Annotated in this window: 17 protein-coding genes; 9 read left to right on the plus strand and 8 right to left on the minus strand. The window is 65.2% G+C overall.

The window, feature by feature from the left end:
- Positions 1-7: 7 nt before the first annotated feature.
- Positions 8-232 (minus strand): hypothetical protein, encoded by a 225-nt coding sequence (locus tag N826_RS21765; protein ID WP_044432280.1) that lies wholly within the window; start codon positions 230-232, stop codon positions 8-10.
- A gap of 105 nt (positions 233-337) precedes the next feature.
- Between N826_RS21765 and N826_RS21770 the strand changes: the two genes are divergently transcribed.
- Positions 338-769, plus strand: coding sequence for a VOC family protein (locus N826_RS21770; protein WP_044432283.1), 432 nt, complete (start codon positions 338-340; stop codon positions 767-769).
- Between the two features lie 153 nt (positions 770-922).
- Positions 923-1,129: a hypothetical protein gene (locus N826_RS21775; protein ID WP_044432285.1), complete on the plus strand. Its 207-nt coding sequence runs from the start codon at positions 923-925 to the stop codon at positions 1,127-1,129.
- Between the two features lie 213 nt (positions 1,130-1,342).
- On the opposite strand, the gene N826_RS41840 is transcribed toward N826_RS21775, so the two are convergent.
- Positions 1,343-3,472: a sensor histidine kinase gene (locus N826_RS41840; protein ID WP_052831754.1), complete on the minus strand. Its 2,130-nt coding sequence runs from the start codon at positions 3,470-3,472 to the stop codon at positions 1,343-1,345.
- A gap of 283 nt (positions 3,473-3,755) precedes the next feature.
- Here N826_RS41840 and N826_RS21785 point away from each other — a divergent pair, with 283 nt between their 5' ends.
- The gene (locus N826_RS21785) at positions 3,756-4,805 is read left to right on the plus strand and encodes an NAD(P)/FAD-dependent oxidoreductase (protein WP_044432287.1); all 1,050 of its coding nucleotides are present in this window, start codon (positions 3,756-3,758) and stop codon (positions 4,803-4,805) included.
- The gene (locus tag N826_RS44270; RefSeq protein WP_044432288.1) at positions 4,802-4,987 is read left to right on the plus strand and encodes a DUF1289 domain-containing protein; all 186 of its coding nucleotides are present in this window, start codon (positions 4,802-4,804) and stop codon (positions 4,985-4,987) included. Before N826_RS21785 ends, N826_RS44270 begins: the two co-directional genes overlap by 4 nt.
- A 7-nt stretch (positions 4,988-4,994) precedes the next feature.
- On the opposite strand, the gene N826_RS21795 is transcribed toward N826_RS44270, so the two are convergent.
- From N826_RS21795 to N826_RS21810, 4 genes are all read right to left on the minus strand, one after another.
- On the minus strand, positions 4,995-5,180 hold the full coding sequence (locus N826_RS21795; RefSeq protein WP_044432289.1) for a hypothetical protein: 186 nt from the start codon (positions 5,178-5,180) through the stop codon (positions 4,995-4,997).
- Between the two features lie 86 nt (positions 5,181-5,266).
- A complete protein-coding gene (locus N826_RS21800; protein ID WP_044432290.1) occupies positions 5,267-5,710 on the minus strand; it encodes a ferritin-like domain-containing protein in 444 nt (147 codons plus the stop codon).
- A gap of 108 nt (positions 5,711-5,818) precedes the next feature.
- Entirely contained in the window at positions 5,819-6,403 is a 585-nt protein-coding gene (locus N826_RS21805) for an ActR/PrrA/RegA family redox response regulator transcription factor (protein WP_044432291.1), read from the minus strand.
- Positions 6,404-6,418: 15 nt separating this feature from the next.
- The gene (locus N826_RS21810) at positions 6,419-7,735 is read right to left on the minus strand and encodes an ActS/PrrB/RegB family redox-sensitive histidine kinase (RefSeq protein WP_052831759.1); all 1,317 of its coding nucleotides are present in this window, start codon (positions 7,733-7,735) and stop codon (positions 6,419-6,421) included.
- A gap of 59 nt (positions 7,736-7,794) precedes the next feature.
- Here N826_RS21810 and N826_RS21815 point away from each other — a divergent pair, with 59 nt between their 5' ends.
- Both N826_RS21815 and N826_RS21820 read left to right on the plus strand, forming a co-directional pair.
- Entirely contained in the window at positions 7,795-8,553 is a 759-nt protein-coding gene (locus N826_RS21815; protein WP_044432293.1) for an ABC transporter ATP-binding protein, read from the plus strand.
- Positions 8,554-8,572: 19 nt separating this feature from the next.
- The gene (locus tag N826_RS21820) at positions 8,573-9,370 is read left to right on the plus strand and encodes an ABC transporter permease (RefSeq protein ID WP_147040443.1); all 798 of its coding nucleotides are present in this window, start codon (positions 8,573-8,575) and stop codon (positions 9,368-9,370) included.
- 53 nt (positions 9,371-9,423) lie between these two features.
- Here the strand turns inward: N826_RS21820 and N826_RS21825 are convergent, their stop codons facing one another.
- The gene (locus N826_RS21825; protein ID WP_244619517.1) at positions 9,424-11,403 is read right to left on the minus strand and encodes an autotransporter assembly complex protein TamA; all 1,980 of its coding nucleotides are present in this window, start codon (positions 11,401-11,403) and stop codon (positions 9,424-9,426) included.
- A 258-nt stretch (positions 11,404-11,661) separates the two neighbouring features.
- Between N826_RS21825 and typA the strand changes: the two genes are divergently transcribed.
- Positions 11,662-13,494, plus strand: coding sequence for a translational GTPase TypA (gene typA / locus N826_RS21830; protein ID WP_044432296.1), 1,833 nt, complete (start codon positions 11,662-11,664; stop codon positions 13,492-13,494).
- A gap of 40 nt (positions 13,495-13,534) precedes the next feature.
- On the opposite strand, the gene N826_RS21835 is transcribed toward typA, so the two are convergent.
- On the minus strand, positions 13,535-15,013 hold the full coding sequence (locus tag N826_RS21835) for a c-type cytochrome (protein WP_425600604.1): 1,479 nt from the start codon (positions 15,011-15,013) through the stop codon (positions 13,535-13,537).
- A 20-nt stretch (positions 15,014-15,033) separates the two neighbouring features.
- Between N826_RS21835 and N826_RS41845 the strand changes: the two genes are divergently transcribed.
- A complete protein-coding gene (locus N826_RS41845; protein ID WP_084721011.1) occupies positions 15,034-15,279 on the plus strand; it encodes a type II toxin-antitoxin system Phd/YefM family antitoxin in 246 nt (81 codons plus the stop codon).
- A gap of 7 nt (positions 15,280-15,286) precedes the next feature.
- Positions 15,287-15,739 carry a PIN domain-containing protein gene (locus N826_RS21840; RefSeq protein ID WP_044432298.1) on the plus strand — a complete coding sequence of 151 codons (453 nt, stop codon included), beginning with the start codon at positions 15,287-15,289 and terminating at the stop codon, positions 15,737-15,739.
- The last annotated feature ends 2 nt before the right edge of the window (positions 15,740-15,741 follow it).

Consider the following 15,741-nt stretch of genomic DNA (forward strand, 5'->3'; position numbering starts at 1 on the left):
GGGCATTTCAGGCGACGGATCGGGTGTGAATCAAGGCTTCCAGGATGCGGGATTGCTCGTTAAGTCGCCCCTCGATGCTGGCAATCCGCTCTCCTTGAGCGTTTGAATCCCATTTGGCATTCGCGGACTTCGGAGGAACATCCGGAGCGCCCTTGAACAAGCGGTGACTAAGTGGAACCTCGGAGACTAGGCCAATCAGCAAATCGAGCATGGCCGTCACGTATTCATTCATCACCGCTCTCCAGCCTGGCGCATACGCCATGGTAATCTCATGCCATTCAGGAACAAGCCCTTTCGGGGTAGTCCACCGACCACACGTCAATCCAGGGAGGCTCGAATGAGCGAAACAAACAAGAGCATTCTGTCGCATGTCTCGATCGGTACGAACGACTTCGCCCGTGCCGCCGCTTTCTACGACAAGGTGATGCCCGCCCTTGGCTGCCGCCGCATCGCCGAACACCCTGGCGCCGTCGCCTATGGCAAGGAATATCCGGAGTTCTGGGTCCAGGTCCCCGTCGACGGGCACCCCGCCACCATCGGCAACGGCGTCCACATCAGCTTCCTCGCCGACTCGGCCGAGGTCGTCAACGCCTTCCACGCCGCGGCGCTGGAAGCCGGCGCCATCGACGAGGGAAAGCCGGGGCCAAGGCCGCATTACGGTCCGGCCTATTATGGCTGCTTCGTACGCGATCCCGATGGCCATAAGATCGAGGCGATGTTCTGGGACGCCGAAGCCGGTCTTGCGGCCGAAACGCATGCTGAATTTTAACTTTACAACCTCATCAGCGAGCTATCTCGAAATCGCAATGCTGGCTTCCAAATCTGGTATACAAAATACGACATACAATATTTGACATCAGCACGCACTCGCAGCATATTTGGTGCAACGCAAGACGCTGACATCTCAACCGGAGCCGATACCATGCTGACAGGAACCACCTTCGAAGCCGTCGCCATCCTCGCCCTGATCGCGGTCGCCCACACCATCATCAGCACGGTCATCGCAAAGCGGCTGTCGTCCGGCGAGAAGGCATCCGGCCAAAACTCAGGCGCCACGGGCGTTTCAGCCACTGCTACTCCGGTTTTCGGCAGCACGCCTGCCAACGATCAGTTCTCCAAGGCCGCCTGATATCGATTGCGCCGGAAGGCATGGTACGAATTAACTAGACCCTCGGTGCAATTCGGACTTGCCTTGTACTGGATCGTACATTATATGTTGCAGTGCAGCAGCGATGCTGCACACGCCTCTTTGGGCGTTTCCTCCCTAGACTTCGGGCCGCCCGTTTGGGCGGCCTCTTTTTTTGTCCGGAGAGGGCTGGTTCAGCTTTAAGCGGTCCAACCGTCAGGCCACGTTGCGGCTGACACGGTCCGCCGGCAGGCGGATGGTCGCCGTGGTGCCGGAGCCCGGCGAGCTTTCCAGGTCCAGGGTGCCGCCATGCAGTTGTACCAACGCCTGAGCCAGCGGCAGTCCCAATCCCGTCCCCTGCGTCTTGCTGCTCAGCGAGCTTTCGATCTGGCCGAACGGAGCCAGCGCCTTGTCCATGTCTTCGGGCGCTATGCCGATGCCGGTGTCGACCACGGTCATCGTCATCCAGCCATCGGTTTCGATCCTGGCCGAGAGCAGGACCTTGCCGCCTTCCGGCGTGAACTTGACGGCGTTGGTGAGCAGGTTGGTGATGATCTGCTTCATCGACAATTCCTCCGCCCGGACAGCCGGCAGGTCGGGCGGCAGGTCCACCTCGATGGTCACGTTGCCAAGCTGGGCACGGGGATGGACGAGGCGGACGCTGCTCATCATCACCCTGCCGATATCGATGACGCTGTCCTGCAACTCCTTCTTGCCGGCTTCGATCTTCGACATGTCCAGGATATCGTTGATAAGTTCGAGCAGCAGGCGGCCGCTGTCGTGGATGTCGTGCGCGTATTCGACGTATTCCGGGCGCCCGGCGGGACCGAACATCTCCTCCATGATGATTTCGGAAAAGCCGATGACGGCGTTCAGCGGCGTCCGCAGCTCGTGGCTCATATTGGCCAGGAACTCGGTCTTGGCCCGGTTGGCAAGATCGGCCTGCTCCTTGGCCTGCCGCATGGTTTCTTCGGCGGCCTTGCGCTCGGTGACGTCCTCGACTTTGCCTTCGTAGTAAAGCAGGCGGCCGGCGCCGTCGCGCACGGCGCGTGCGGTCTCGTCGATCCAGATCCGCCGTCCGTCCTTACGGACGATCTCGGACTCGAAGCTGTAGATGATGTCCTGCTGTTCCAGCAGCCGAACGAATTCCGCGCGGCTGGACGGATCCACGTAAAGGTGCCGGCTGACGTCCTGAAGCGCCTCCAGAACCTCTTCCGGGGTTTCGTAGCCGTAGATGCGGGCAAGAGCCGGGTTGGCGCTCAGCATCCTGCCGTCGGGCGAGGTCTGGAAAATGCCTTCCACCGCGTTCTCGTAGATGTCGCGGTACTTGCGCTCGCTGTCGCCCAGTGCCGCCGCAGTCCGGTAATGCTCGTCGATCCGGCGCTGGAGTTCGTGATTGGCGCGCTTCAGGCTGGACGCCAGCGCACGGACATCGCGCGCGCGGCGCTGGGTCGTGTTGAGATAGGCCGCCAGCACGGCGGTCAGGATGAGGCTGCCGAACAGGGTCCCTGCCGGCGCGAAGGCGAGCAGCGGCGGCAGCTTGAGTACCGTACCCTGAAACTGGGCGATCCAGACCCTGTCACCCAGCGCCAGCTTGGAATGGAAGATGACAGGGCCGGCCAGCATGGTCGGTTGCGTCGCCGGATCGGCGCCAAGGCCGTAAAGGGTGATGTCGGGGGCCTGCGGGTCATAGATTTTCAAGCTGGATGCAGCCGCTTCGGGAACGTCCCCGGATCGCCTGCGGAACAGCGTGTCGAAAGCCGCGAGACCTACTGCGGCGCCCGTGACCGCTCCGTCCCGGCTCTGCCGTGTCGGAACCGCGACGGCAAGGACACGGCCATCCGCCATGCCCAGGGACGAGCCATCGACCACCGCCGTCGCCAGCGGGCGCCCGGTCTGCGCGGCTGCGATCAGGACACGCAAGTCGGGCGAGCTTTCGAGCGCCGCCAGTTGTCCCGGCATCACCCGCGACCCGGCAGTGTAGGAAGCCGCTGCCCCGCCAGCCGGGACCGGAGCCCAGAACAGCAGGTCGACATCCTTCCCTTCGGATAGGATATGGTCGATGAAGCCCGAAAATCTCTCCGGCGTAACGGCACCGGAAGCGCCGAACAGCCCGCTCACCGCCCGTACGGCGTCCTCGACGGTGCGGATGCGGCGCTGGATGGTTTCGGTCGTTCGTCCAGCCTGGACTTCCAGGTTGTCGGCAAGATGGGCAATGGTCTGCTCGCGAACCGCGAAGAAAATCGTCACCGAAACGATCAGGCCGACGATGATAACGGCGAGCGTGGTATGGCGGGCCCAACCGGTGCGGCCACGTTGCCGGCCCCGCTGGCGATGTGCCGGCACCGTAGATTTCCGATCCGGATAATTGACCCCTGGAAAGCCGCTTCGGTCCGGTTGTTCGCTCGTACTTATGTTCGACATGCCATCGCTGTTCACTGATCCGGCACCAACTGGCGTAACCATGCATTTAACTAGCATTATAAGAAAATTAATCTAACCGGCATCGCCGTGGATGGCATCAGGTTTCTTTGGGCCTGGATGATTGGCCGCAGTGTTCTATTGTCATGCCGGCCACCGACCACATCGAACGCCGTCCCAAACCGCCGTCCAAGCAAAGGCTTCCGGTATGAACGATCCAGCGGTCATCGAGTTTCCAAGCCACCGCGCGGTCCCGCGCGCGGCCGTCATCGGCGCCGGCCTGTCCGGACTGATCTGCGCCGAACGGCTGATCCGGCAGGGATGGTCCGTCACCGTTTTCGACAAGGGACGCGGGCCGGGTGGACGGCTTTCGACACGACGCGCCGACGACCTCCGGTTCGACCACGGCGCGCAGTATTTCACCGCGCGAGACCAGCGATTCCGGGATCGTGTCGACGCCTGGGTCCATGACGGCATCGTGGCCCTCTGGAACGGCCGCATCGTCCGCATCGGGAAGACCGGATCGGAGGGGGAGTTGTCGCTGGAAGAGTCGCCGGGCGAGCGATTCGTCGGCATGCCCGGCATGAACGCGCCGGCCCGCGCCCTAGCGACCGTGGTCGAGCCGCAGGCCGGCGTCCGGGTCGCGAGCGTGGTGCCCGACGGACGGCGCTGGCGCCTGGAAGACGAGCGCGGCGGCGACCTCGGCAGTTACGACATGGTGGCGGTCGCGGTGCCCAGCCCTCAGGCGGTGCCCTTGTTGGCGGAGGCGCCCGATTTGGCCTCCCGTGCCGCCGATGCCGTCATGGCGGGATGCTGGACGGTGATGGCGCGGTTCGAACGGCGGCTGGACCTCGGCTACGACGGCGCCTTCGTCACTGGATCGCCGCTGTCCTGGATCGCGCGCGACAGTTCCAAACCCTGCCGGCCCGACGGCGAGGCCTGGGTGCTTCACGCATCGCCGGAATGGTCGCAGAGGCATATCGAGGACGAGCAGGATACCGTGATCGAAGCCCTGACTGCGGCACTACGCGATCTCGTCGGCACGGCAGCCGCCGTCCCGACCGAGCATCTGGCGGCCCACCGCTGGCGTTTTTCCCTGCCGCTCCATGCCCTGGACGAGGAATGCCTATTCGATCCGGAACGCGGATTGGGCGCTTGCGGCGACTGGTGCAACGGCGCCCGCGTGGAAGGGGCCTATCTCAGCGGGTTGGCGCTGGCCGAACGGATGATCGCCGCGGCGCAGAGGTCACCGGCTTGACGTTGCACCTGGAGAACAACACCGTGCCATCCCCCTGCACGCGTGTCTGCGTGATCGATCCGGCATCGAAACTTTGCCGGGGATGTCTGCGTACCATCGACGAGATCACCGATTGGAGCGGCAAATCCCCGGCTGAAAAGCGCGCCGTGCTGGCGCAGGTGGAGAAGCGGCGGAAAGAGTAGGCCTGCCTTAACGCTGGTCGATCAGGTCGAACTCGGCTGTCGGTTCGGTCTCGACCAGTTCGGCGATCGTGTCGTAGGCTTGGGCATTGCTGTCCATCTGGTCCTTGATCGGATCGTTCTGCTCGCCGACATGGCGGAAGAAGGTCGCGGCGTCCCGCAGAAGCTTGGCGGCGATTTCGGCATTGGTAGCCATCGGCGTGGTCCTTTTTCCGGAGGAGCGTATTCGGACTCCAACAAGGCCACGCTCGGATGGTTGCAGGCGGTGCTATCCGCCCGGACCTAGGCGGATGCCTTGCTCAGCGCCGCGACGCGGTCGCGGTCGCTCTTCAGCCGGGAGAGATGCTGGCTGATCACGCCGGCGAGATGGGTCGGCAAGTCCTTGTCGAGCGCCTGCTCGTAACGGCGGACGGCTTCGCTTTCGCCCCGTTCGATCTCCTGGAGGATCGCCGTCCGGTCGCGTCCCATGACGGACGACTTGAGGCCGACGAAGAAGCGGTGTGCCCCGCCCAGGATGGTGCCGCTCGCCTCCGGCGCCCCGCCCTGTTCCGCAACGTGCTTCTGGAGGTCCCGGACCATGGCGCCGCGCTGGGCCGACAGATCGTTGAACAGGGACTTGAGATCCTGTTCCTCGGCGTCTTCGGCGGATTTGCGGTACCCTTCGTGACTGTCCTCGGTGATCTGGATCAGGTCGTTCAGGGTATCGACAATCTCGTCCTTGGTCATGGCGGACTCCAACAGGGGGTTCTTACCGGCAAGCGTTTGCGTATCGGCAAGAACCCGAACCAACCTGAATTGGTTCCCATATCCTGAAGTAGCCAGCCCCGGAAGAAGTCAGCCGCGCGGAGCGTGCTTGTTCAGGATGCGCTGGAGCGTCCGACGATGCATCTTCAAGCGGCGCGCGGTCTCCGACACGTTGCGGTCGCACTGCTCGAACACCCGCTGAATATGTTCCCAGCGGACTCGATCGGCCGACATCGGGTTTTCCGGCGGCGGCGGCAACGGACGGCCGTCGGCAAGCAATGCCGCTTCCACCGCGTCGGCATCGGCCGGCTTGGGCAGGTAATCGACGGCGCCGGCCTTGACCGCCGCGACGGCAGTCGCGATGTTGCCGTACCCGGTCAGCACCACGATCCTGCTGTCGGGACGGGCATCGCGCAAGGCGGCGACCACGTCCAGCCCGCTGCCGTCGCCCAGCCTCAGATCGACCACGGCGAAGACGGGGGCGGATTCCTGGGCAACCTCTATCCCCATCGCGACGCTGTCGACCGCGACGACGTCGAAGCCGCGCTTCTCCATCGCTCTCGCCAGACGGTTGCGGAATGGGGGGTCGTCATCGACAACCAGTAGGCTGCGGGAAGCGTCGCCGGAGAATGTAAGTTTGGCGGGCTCGCCTGTCGGACCGATCTCGGATGTCATTCTGCGTTCCCGTCCTCAGCCTTTCGTGTCGAAAATCGGTGGAATCCACCGTACGACAACTTGCGCCCCGCCGCTACGACTATTGGCGAACCCGACCATCGCGCCGGTCCGTTCCAGCAGGGTCTGCGCGATGAAGATGCCGAGCCCCATATGCGCCCGTCCGTCCGCCCGGCCGCCCTCGACACGCGTCGATATGTACGGCTCGCCGATCCGGTGCAGCAGGCTCTGCGGGAAGCCCGGACCGTCGTCGGTCACCGTAATCGTCAGTGATTCCAGGTCCCAGCGGGCACGGACGGTCACGCGGGACCGGGCGAACTGGGTGGCATTCTGGATCAGGTTTCCGAGCCCGTGGATGATTTCAGGGCTGCGCCGGATCATCGGCACGGCGGGTCCGGCGACCGCGTCGGTCTCCAGGACGAATTGTATATGACCCAGGCGATGGGGAGCGCCGGCGGCGTCGATCAACGCCGCGACCGTCAGGCGGTCGAACGGCTCGCCGCCCTCCGCCTCCGGCTTGCGGGACAACTCGGCCAGGATGTCGCGGCAGCGCAGACTCTGGCTTTGCAGCAGCGCTATGTCCTCGGCCAGCGGACTGTCCGGCGGGATCTCGCTCGCCAGTTCCTTGGCGACGAGATGGATGGTGCCCAGCGGCGTGCCGAGTTCATGGGCCGCGGCCGCCGCCAGCGCGCCCAGCGCCGACAGCCGCTGCTCACGCTCCAGCGCCATCTGGCTGGCGGACAGCGCGTCGGAGATCGACCGCGCCTCCTGCGCCACGCTCCAGACATAGGCGGTGATGAAGATCGCGGAGAGCGACAGCGCCAGCCAGATGCCGAGCAGGTAGAGCGGCGGCAGGCCCACGGCGCCGTTGGCCCAGGGCAGCGGGAACTGCCAGAGCGCCAGCCCGGTCAGGCAGCACAGCGCCAGCACCGTCAGCGCCGTCACGCTGACCCGCGACAAAATGGTACCGGCGACCGTCAGCGGCGCCAGGATCAGGATCGCGAAGGGATTTTGCAGCCCGCCGGTCAGGTAGAGCAGCAGCGTCAATTGCAGCGTGTCGTATCCCAGGTACAGCGCGGCGTCGCGGTCCGCCAGCCGGGGCCGCGCACCGCGCTGGGCCTGCGCCGCGAGGTTCAGCAGCACCGAGGCGCCCATCGCGGCCAGCGCCGGTCCCAGCGGCAGCTTGAAGCCAAAGCCGTAATGGACGGACAGCACGGCGGTCAGCTGGCCGAACACCGCGATCCAGCGGATCAGGATCAGAGTGCGCAGCGTCACCCGGCCGTCGATGGCGGTGGCGATGGGAGTGGCGTGGGGAGGGTATGCTGTTTCGGTCATGCGGACGGCTTGGACCCGGGGGTGGTCAGGGATGGGCGGACCTGCCATATAGCCTGCTTATGTCCCAAGCTGTCATTAAAGTCGAAGGCCTGACCAAGCGGTTCGACGACACCACCGCCGTAGACGCCATCAGCTTCGCCGTGCCCGCGGGCACGGTGGTCGGACTGCTGGGCGGCAACGGCGCCGGCAAGACCACGACCATCTCCATGCTGCTGGGCTTGCTGCTGCCGACTTCCGGCACGATCGAGGTCCTGGGCGTCGACATGCTGCGCCACCGGCACCGGGTCCTGACCCGGATGAACTTCTCGTCCCCCTATGTCGACCTGCCGCACCGGCTGACCGTGGCGGAGAACCTGACCGTCTACGGCCATCTCTACGGATTGGCGGGCGTCCGGCGCCGCGTCGCGGAGATCGCGGAGGCGTTGGACATCGCCCAGTTCCTGAAGAAGCCCGTCGGCAAGCTGTCGGCCGGACAGAAGACCCGCGTCGCCTTGGCCAAGGCGCTGCTCAACAAGCCGGACGTGCTGCTGCTGGACGAGCCGACCGCCTCGCTCGACCCCGATACGGCGGACTGGGTCCGGACATACCTGGAGACCTTCCGGCGGGAAACCGGCGCCACGATCCTGCTGGCGTCCCACAACATGCTGGAGGTCGAGCGGCTGTGCAGCCTCGTCCTGATGATGCGCAAGGGCTCCATCGTCGATCGCGGCACGCCGGCCGAGTTGCTGGAACGTTACGGCCGCGACACGATGGAGGATGTCTTCCTGGACATCGCGCGCGAACGCCGGACCGGCGGCGTCGCCGACGCGGCGGACTGATTTACTGGGAATGAGAACGATGGGTGCGTCTGTACGCCGCATCGCGGCGATGGTGCTGCGCTACTGGTATCTGCTGCGCGGCTCCTGGCCGCGAATCCTGGAACTGGCGTACTGGCCGACCGTCCAGATGATCATGTGGGGCTTCATCAGCCAGTTCATGGCGACCAACAGCACTTGGGTCGCACAGGCTGCCGGCGTGCTGATCGCGGCGGTGCTGCTGTGGGACGTGCTGTTCCGGGGCCAGCTCGGCGTGTCGGTATCGTTCCTGGAGGAGATGTGGTCGCGCAACCTGGGCCACCTGTTCGTCAGCCCGCTGCGGCCCGGCGAATGGGTGACGGCGCTGATGACGATGAGCCTGATCCGGACGCTGATGGGGACGATCCCGGCGGCCCTGCTGGCAATCCCCGTGTTCGGCTATTCGATCTTCGACATGGGGCTACCGCTGGCGGCCTTCTTCGGCAACCTGATCGTCATGGGCTGGTGGCTGGGCCTGCTGATCGTTGCCCTGATCCTGCGGCACGGCCTGGGCGCCGAAAGCCTCGCCTGGGTCGCCGTCTTCCTGCTCGCCCCCGTCAGCGCCGTCTACTACCCGGTATCCGTGCTGCCCGGCTGGCTCCAGGCGGTGGCCTGGACGCTGCCTTCCGCCCATGTCTTCGAAGGCATGCGGGCGCTGATGTTCGAGGACGCCGTCCGCTGGGACCACCTGGCCTGGGCGACCGGCCTCAACATCGCCTACATGGCGGCCGCAGCCGGCGTCTTCCTGCACTTCTTCAACGTCGCCCGCCGGCGCGGCGCGCTGCTCCAGACGGGGGAGTGATACCAGAACCGGAAAGTTCCGACTTGCTGGCCCAACACCTCCGTCAGGAACGGCTAGAACGCTTGTCCGATGCTGATATAGAGCTGCCAGCTCGAGTCGGTCGGCCGCTTGTTCAGCGGCACCGCAACGTCGACCCGCAGCGGTCCGAACGCCGTGTAATACCGTGCGCCGATACCGGCGCCCCAGCGCAGCTCTTCCGAAAAGTCGAGCGTCGGTGAATCATAGACGTTGCCGCCGTCGATGAAGGGCACGATGCCGATGGTGTCGGTCACCTTGACCCGCATCTCCGCCCCGACCTCGATCAGGCTGCGTCCGCCGGTCGGCTCGCCTTCCGAGTCCAGCGGCCCGACGTCCTGGTACCCATAACCCCGGATCGATCCGCCGCCGCCGGCATAGAAGCGCTTGTCCGCCGGAATGGCCGCCGTGCTCGACCCGAAGACGCTGCCCAGCGAGAACCGCCCCGCCGCCACGAAACGCCCGTCGCCGGCAAAATCGTAATAGGCGCTGTTGGTCAGCCGGGCGATGGAGAAGATCGACCCCTCGCCGCCGATCTGCTTATAGGGCGTCACCAGCAGGTCGGTGCGGAACCCCCTGGTCGGGTTCAGCAGGTCGTTGGTGCCGTCGTAGCTGACATGCAGGGGAACGCCGAACAGCGTGCTGTCGATCGTGCCGCCCAGGTTGTCGGTGACGCTGGACTGTTCCAGCGACACGCCGCCCGATACCGTCAAGCCATCGGTCAGCTTCCGCTCCAGCAGGGCGGACAGCACGATGGCGTCGCGGTCATAGGCGTCCGGCCGCTCGCGCAGCAGGGTCGCATCCAGGATCAGCGACTGGTTGAGCGTCAGGAAATCCGGCTTGCGGAAATTGGTATTCAGTCTTGCTTCGATATCCGTCGGATCGTTCTCGCCGATCCGCGCCAGGGTGGCCGATACCCTGAGCTGCTCGGCGCCGCCGAACAGGTTGCGGTGCAGCCAGTAGACATTGGTGCCGAACCCGTCTTCGGTCGAATAGCTGAACCCGGCGCCGATCGCCCGGCGCGGCCTTTCCGCGACCGTGATGGTCACCGGCGTCACGCCGTCCGGTCCCGGTTCCCGGTCCAGCCCGACCCGCACCGACGAGAAGGTGCCCAGGCCGGAGATCGACGACCGGGCCTCCTCGATCGCTTCCGGGCGATACTCCTCCCCCGGCTTCCAGGGGACGCGGTTGCGCACCAGTTGCTCGGTCACCTGATCCAGTCCCTGGACCGAGACGTCGCCGTACCGGGTCAGCGGTCCCGGATCGATGATATAGGTGACGTCCATTGTCCGGGTCTCGTGATCCACCACGGCCTTGCGCTCGGCGATGTGGGCGAAGGCGAAGCCCCGTTCGGAAAGCCGGTTGGTGGCTCTGCTCTCGGCATCGACCACCTTGGCCGCCAATGCCGTTTCCCCCACCAGGATGCCAAGGTCGGCCGCCGTGATCGGGGCGCCCTCCAGTGCCACGCCGCCGGCCCCCGCCACCGTGATCCGGTCGAAGGTATAAGCCGGCCCGGTCTCCACCGCGACGTTGACCTTGGCCGGCTCGACCGTGGTATCGACCACGATCTCGACCTTGCCGTCGTAGAACCCGACCGAGCGAAGCGCCGTCAGCAGGCGTTCCCGGTCGGCATCGGCCCGCCGGCGCAGCCCGATCGGGCTTGGCGGCGGCTGCTCGTTCAGGCGGAACAGCGTGGCCGTCCCCTGGAGCAGGTCGCGGAGCGAGGTGTCCTCCACGCCCGTCAGGGTGACCTCGTACGGCGTCTGCTGCGCCGAAACCGGCAAGGCGGCCATGCCACCGACGGCGAGCAGCGCCGCCAGCCCCGCCACGCCGCAGGAAAGACGAAGACGCCCCCGGAAACCGGCCCGGGTATGGGCGCGCGAGCGGATCGGGCGGGATGAACTGGTGCGGTGGCAGGAAGTCAGGGGTCTTCTCCGTTCGGGCAGTGCGTGGCAAACGTAGTGGTGACGGACGAGGTTCCCCCTGGCAACCCCCGTTCCCTGGCTTTCGGCCATCATTCACTTGAAAACCCGAAACCTGCTCCCCACTTGGGCTAAGCGGATCGGAACGCAATGGCAATGCTTGACGGGAATACCCGCCGGGCGTTCCTGTCGCACCGGTTCCACTTGTAGTTTGAGGCGCAAACTGTATACTGCGCCGCAACATGACCCGGGCACTGAGATGAATCGTGGATTCATCATCAACGTGTTTATCCGGGCGTTTTTGTTTGCCCGCGGTACGCCGCGGCTCAACCCGGGACATCAGAGAAGTTCGGTATGGATCTGCGGAATATCGCTATCATCGCACACGTCGACCATGGCAAGACCACACTGGTCGACGTGCTGCTTCGCCAGTCCGGTTCCTTTCGCGAAAACCAGCAGGTCGCCGAACGGGCGATGGACAGCAACGACCTGGAACGTGAGCGCGGCATCACCATCCTCGCCAAGTGCACGTCGGTTCTTTGGGACGGCACCCGCATCAACATCGTGGACACCCCCGGCCACGCCGATTTCGGCGGCGAGGTCGAGCGTATCCTGAGCATGGTCGACGGCGTCGTAGTGCTGGTCGATGCGGCCGAAGGCCCCCTGCCCCAGACCAAGTTCGTGGTCGGCAAGGCGCTCAAGCTCGGTCTGCGTCCCATCGTCGTGATCAACAAGGTCGATCGTCCCGACGCCCGCGCCCACGAAGTCCATGACGAGGTGTTCGACCTGTTCGCGTCGCTGGAAGCGACCGACGAGCAGCTCGACTTCCCGACCCTGTTCGCTTCCGGCCGCAACGGCTGGGCGGCGGAGAGCCTGGAAGCCGAACGCGTCGACATGAAGCCGCTGTTCGAGCTGGTCCGCCGCCATGTACCGCCGCCGAAGGTCGCCGCCAACAAGGACGACGCGAACTTCACGATGCTGGTGACGACGCTGGAAGCCAACCCTTATCTGGGCCGCATCCTGACCGGCCGGATCGAGACCGGCACCGCCCGCGCCAACATGCAGATCAAGTCGCTGTCGCGTGACGGCAAGGTGATCGAGACGGGCCGCATTTCCAAGCTGCTGGCCTTCCGCGGCCTGGAGCGGGTCGGCGTCGACGAGGCGCAGGCCGGTGACATCGTCGCCATCGCGGGCCTGACCAAAACAACCGTCGCCGATACCATCTGCGACCCCGCCGTCGATACCGCCCTGCCGGCCCAGCCGATCGATCCGCCGACGCTGGCGATGACCTTCTCGGTCAACGACAGCCCGCTGGCCGGCCGCGAAGGCGACAAGGTCACCAGCCGCATGATCCGCGACCGGCTGTTCCGCGAAGTCGAAGGCAACGTCGCCCTCAAGGTCTCCGAGACCGATGGCGCCGATGCGTTCGAAGTCGCCGGCCGTGGCGAACTTCAGCTCGGCATCCTGATCGAGACGATGCGCCGCGAAGGGTTCGAGCTGTCGATCTCCCGTCCGCGCGTCCTGTATCAGAACGACCCGGTCACCGGCCAGCGCCTGGAGCCGATCGAGGAAGTCGTTATCGACGTCGACGAGGAGTTCTCGGGCAGCGTCGTCCAGAAGGTCTCCGAGCGTAAGGGCGACCTGATCGAGATGAAGCCGTCGGGTGCCGGCAAGTCGCGCCTGGTGTTCCATGTGCCGTCGCGTGGCCTGATCGGCTACCAGAGCGAGTTCATGACCGATACGCGCGGCACCGGCCTGATGAACCGCCTGTTCCACGGCTACGCCCCGTACAAGGGCGCCATCGCCTCGCGTCACACCGGCGTCCTGATCTCCAACGGCGACGGCATGGCGGTTGCCTACGCGCTGTGGAACCTGGAAGACCGTGGCCCGATGATGATCGATCCCGGCGTGCCGGTCTATCAGGGCATGATCATCGGTGAGCACACCCGCGGCAACGACCTGGAAGTCAACGTCCTCAAGGGCAAGCAGCTCACCAACATCCGCGCCGCCGGCAAGGATGAAGCGGTGCGCCTGACCAACCCGATCGTGATGACGCTGGAAAAGGCGATGTCCTACATCGCCGACGACGAGCTGCTGGAAGTGACACCGAAGTCGATCCGGCTCCGCAAGAAGCACCTCGATCCCAACGAGCGCAAGCGCGCCTCGAAGCAGGCCGAAGCCAGCTAAGCTCGGGTTACCCGACGTTCGTTCAAGTGCCGCGTCCCACTCAGTGGGGCGCGGTTACTTTTTGGAGCCAGCGGATCAGTTCTTCCCGCTCGGCATCGTTGCCGATGGTCTGGACCGGCATCTTGGTCCCCGGCGTGACGACGTCAGGCCCCAGCCGGAACAGCTCGCCGACCGTCTCCGCCGTCCAGACGATGTCGCCATCCCTGAGCGCCGCCGAGTACGGATACCCCGGCACGGTCCCGATCTTCCGCCCGAATAGCCCGTAAAGCGTCGGCCCCGCCTTGTTGCCGCCGTCCGGCGTGACCGTATGGCAGGCCCCGCAACGCCGGAACAGCTCCGCCCCGCGCTCTCCCTTCGTCATGTCGGAAGCATTGGCAACCTGCGCCGCCTCTGCGGTGCGGACCTCGGCCCCGGTCGCCGTATCCCAGATCCGGATAGCGCCGTCTCCCCCTGCCGTCAGCAGCCGCTTGCTATCGGGCGTGAACGCCAGCCCCCAGACCGGTCCGCGATGTCCCGCCAGCGTGTGAAGCACACGTCCGCTCTCCAGCGCCCACAGCGTCACCGCCCCATTCACCCCCGCCGAGGCGACGGTATTTCCATCCGGTGACACCGCGACGCCGAGCACCGGCGCCGGATCGCTGCCCTCCAGCGCCGGCGAAACCTCTGCCCCCGCTTCCAAGTCCCAGACCCGTACCCGCCCGTCGATCCCGCCCGTGACAACGTGCCTGCCATCAGGAGCCAGCGCCAGCGCATTGACCGGCAGCCCGCCGCCGCCCAGGACCGCGACCTCCCGCCCGTCCTTCCGGTCCCAGACCCGGACGGTCCCGTCCTCCCCCGAACTGACCACTTGGCCGCCGTCCGGCGTAAACGCCACCGCGTTGACATTGCCGGCGTGCCCCGTCAGTTCCGCGACCTGCTCGCCAGTCTCCAAGTCCCACAACCGGACCGTCCGGTCCCAGGCCGCCGAAGCCACCATCCTCCCATCCGAAGCCACGGCCACCCCGGCGACCCGCCCGCGATGCCCGGTCATCACCCGCTCCGGCGCCCCCTGCCCCAGCCGCCACAGCAGCACTTTCCCGTCATCGCCACCGCTGACGACGCGCAAGCCGTCCGGCGTGAACGCGACAGCATTGACCGCCGCCTCATGCCCATGCAGGGCAGCCACTGCCGCCACCGCCTTGAAATCCCAAAGCATGACCGAGTAGTCGAACCCCGCACTGGCAACCCGCGCCCCATCGGCCGAGACCGCAACCCCCTTGACCATACCGCCATGCCCGACGAGTTGAGCGTACGCGCTACCAGAGATGGCCAGCAGTGTGGCGGTGATTATCGGAAAAGTCCGGATGGTGGATCGCACGCTAAGCACTCCGGATTGCTCCATTTTAACCCAAGCTGAATTACCATAAGCCGAGTGCTGCGAACTGGGCAAATGCCACTCCGCCGGCACTCGTTTCAAAAAAGTAGTGATAGCACTACTTTGACTTGATTTATATCCAACCAAGAGCCACAGTAGTGCCATCACTACAAGAGGTGAGCAGGATGCCCCGCACAGTTTCCGCAGCCGATGCAAATCGGCAGTTTTCCACAATTCTCGGCCATGCCGTCGAGGGGGAAACTGTCATTATTACCCGGCGCGGCGCCCCCGTAGCGCAGCTCGTTCCTTATGGACGCCCCCCTGCCGATGAAGCGCGAGCAGCGGCATGGAATCGCTTGCTGACGACGCTTGAGGAAGGTGTGCATCTCGGTGGAGCAAAGTTCGACCGTGACTCCTTGTACGACCGCTGACCGTTCCATGCGATTCACGCTCGACACCAATATCCTTGTCTATGCGGTCGATAAGGATGCGGGAGAACGGCATCGTCAGGCCGTAGATTTGGTCCAACGTGCACGCGGCCGGGACTGCGTGCTGACGCTCCAGTCCCTCGCCGAGTTGTTCCGGACTCTCACCAGCGCGAAGCTGCGGATCGAGCCCGCTCGTGCCGCCGGTCTGGTCCAGCAATGGCGCGATGTGCTTCCTGTCGTAGCCGCCGATGACTTGTGTTTGACGGACGCCATGGACGCGGTCACCCATCACGGATGGTCGTTCTGGGATGCAATGATCTGGGCGACCGCGAAGCGTCACGGCTGCCGCCTGCTGCTGTCGGAAGACGGACAGGCGGGACGGACGTTGGGTGGCGTTACCATCATCAACCCGTTCGCCCCAGGCCCCCAACCGCTGCTCGAAGAAGCGCTTGGCAGATCATAACG

Origin of the sequence: Skermanella aerolata KACC 11604, from assembly GCF_000936425.1 — a bacterium.
GTDB lineage: Bacteria > Pseudomonadota > Alphaproteobacteria > Azospirillales > Azospirillaceae > Skermanella > Skermanella aerolata.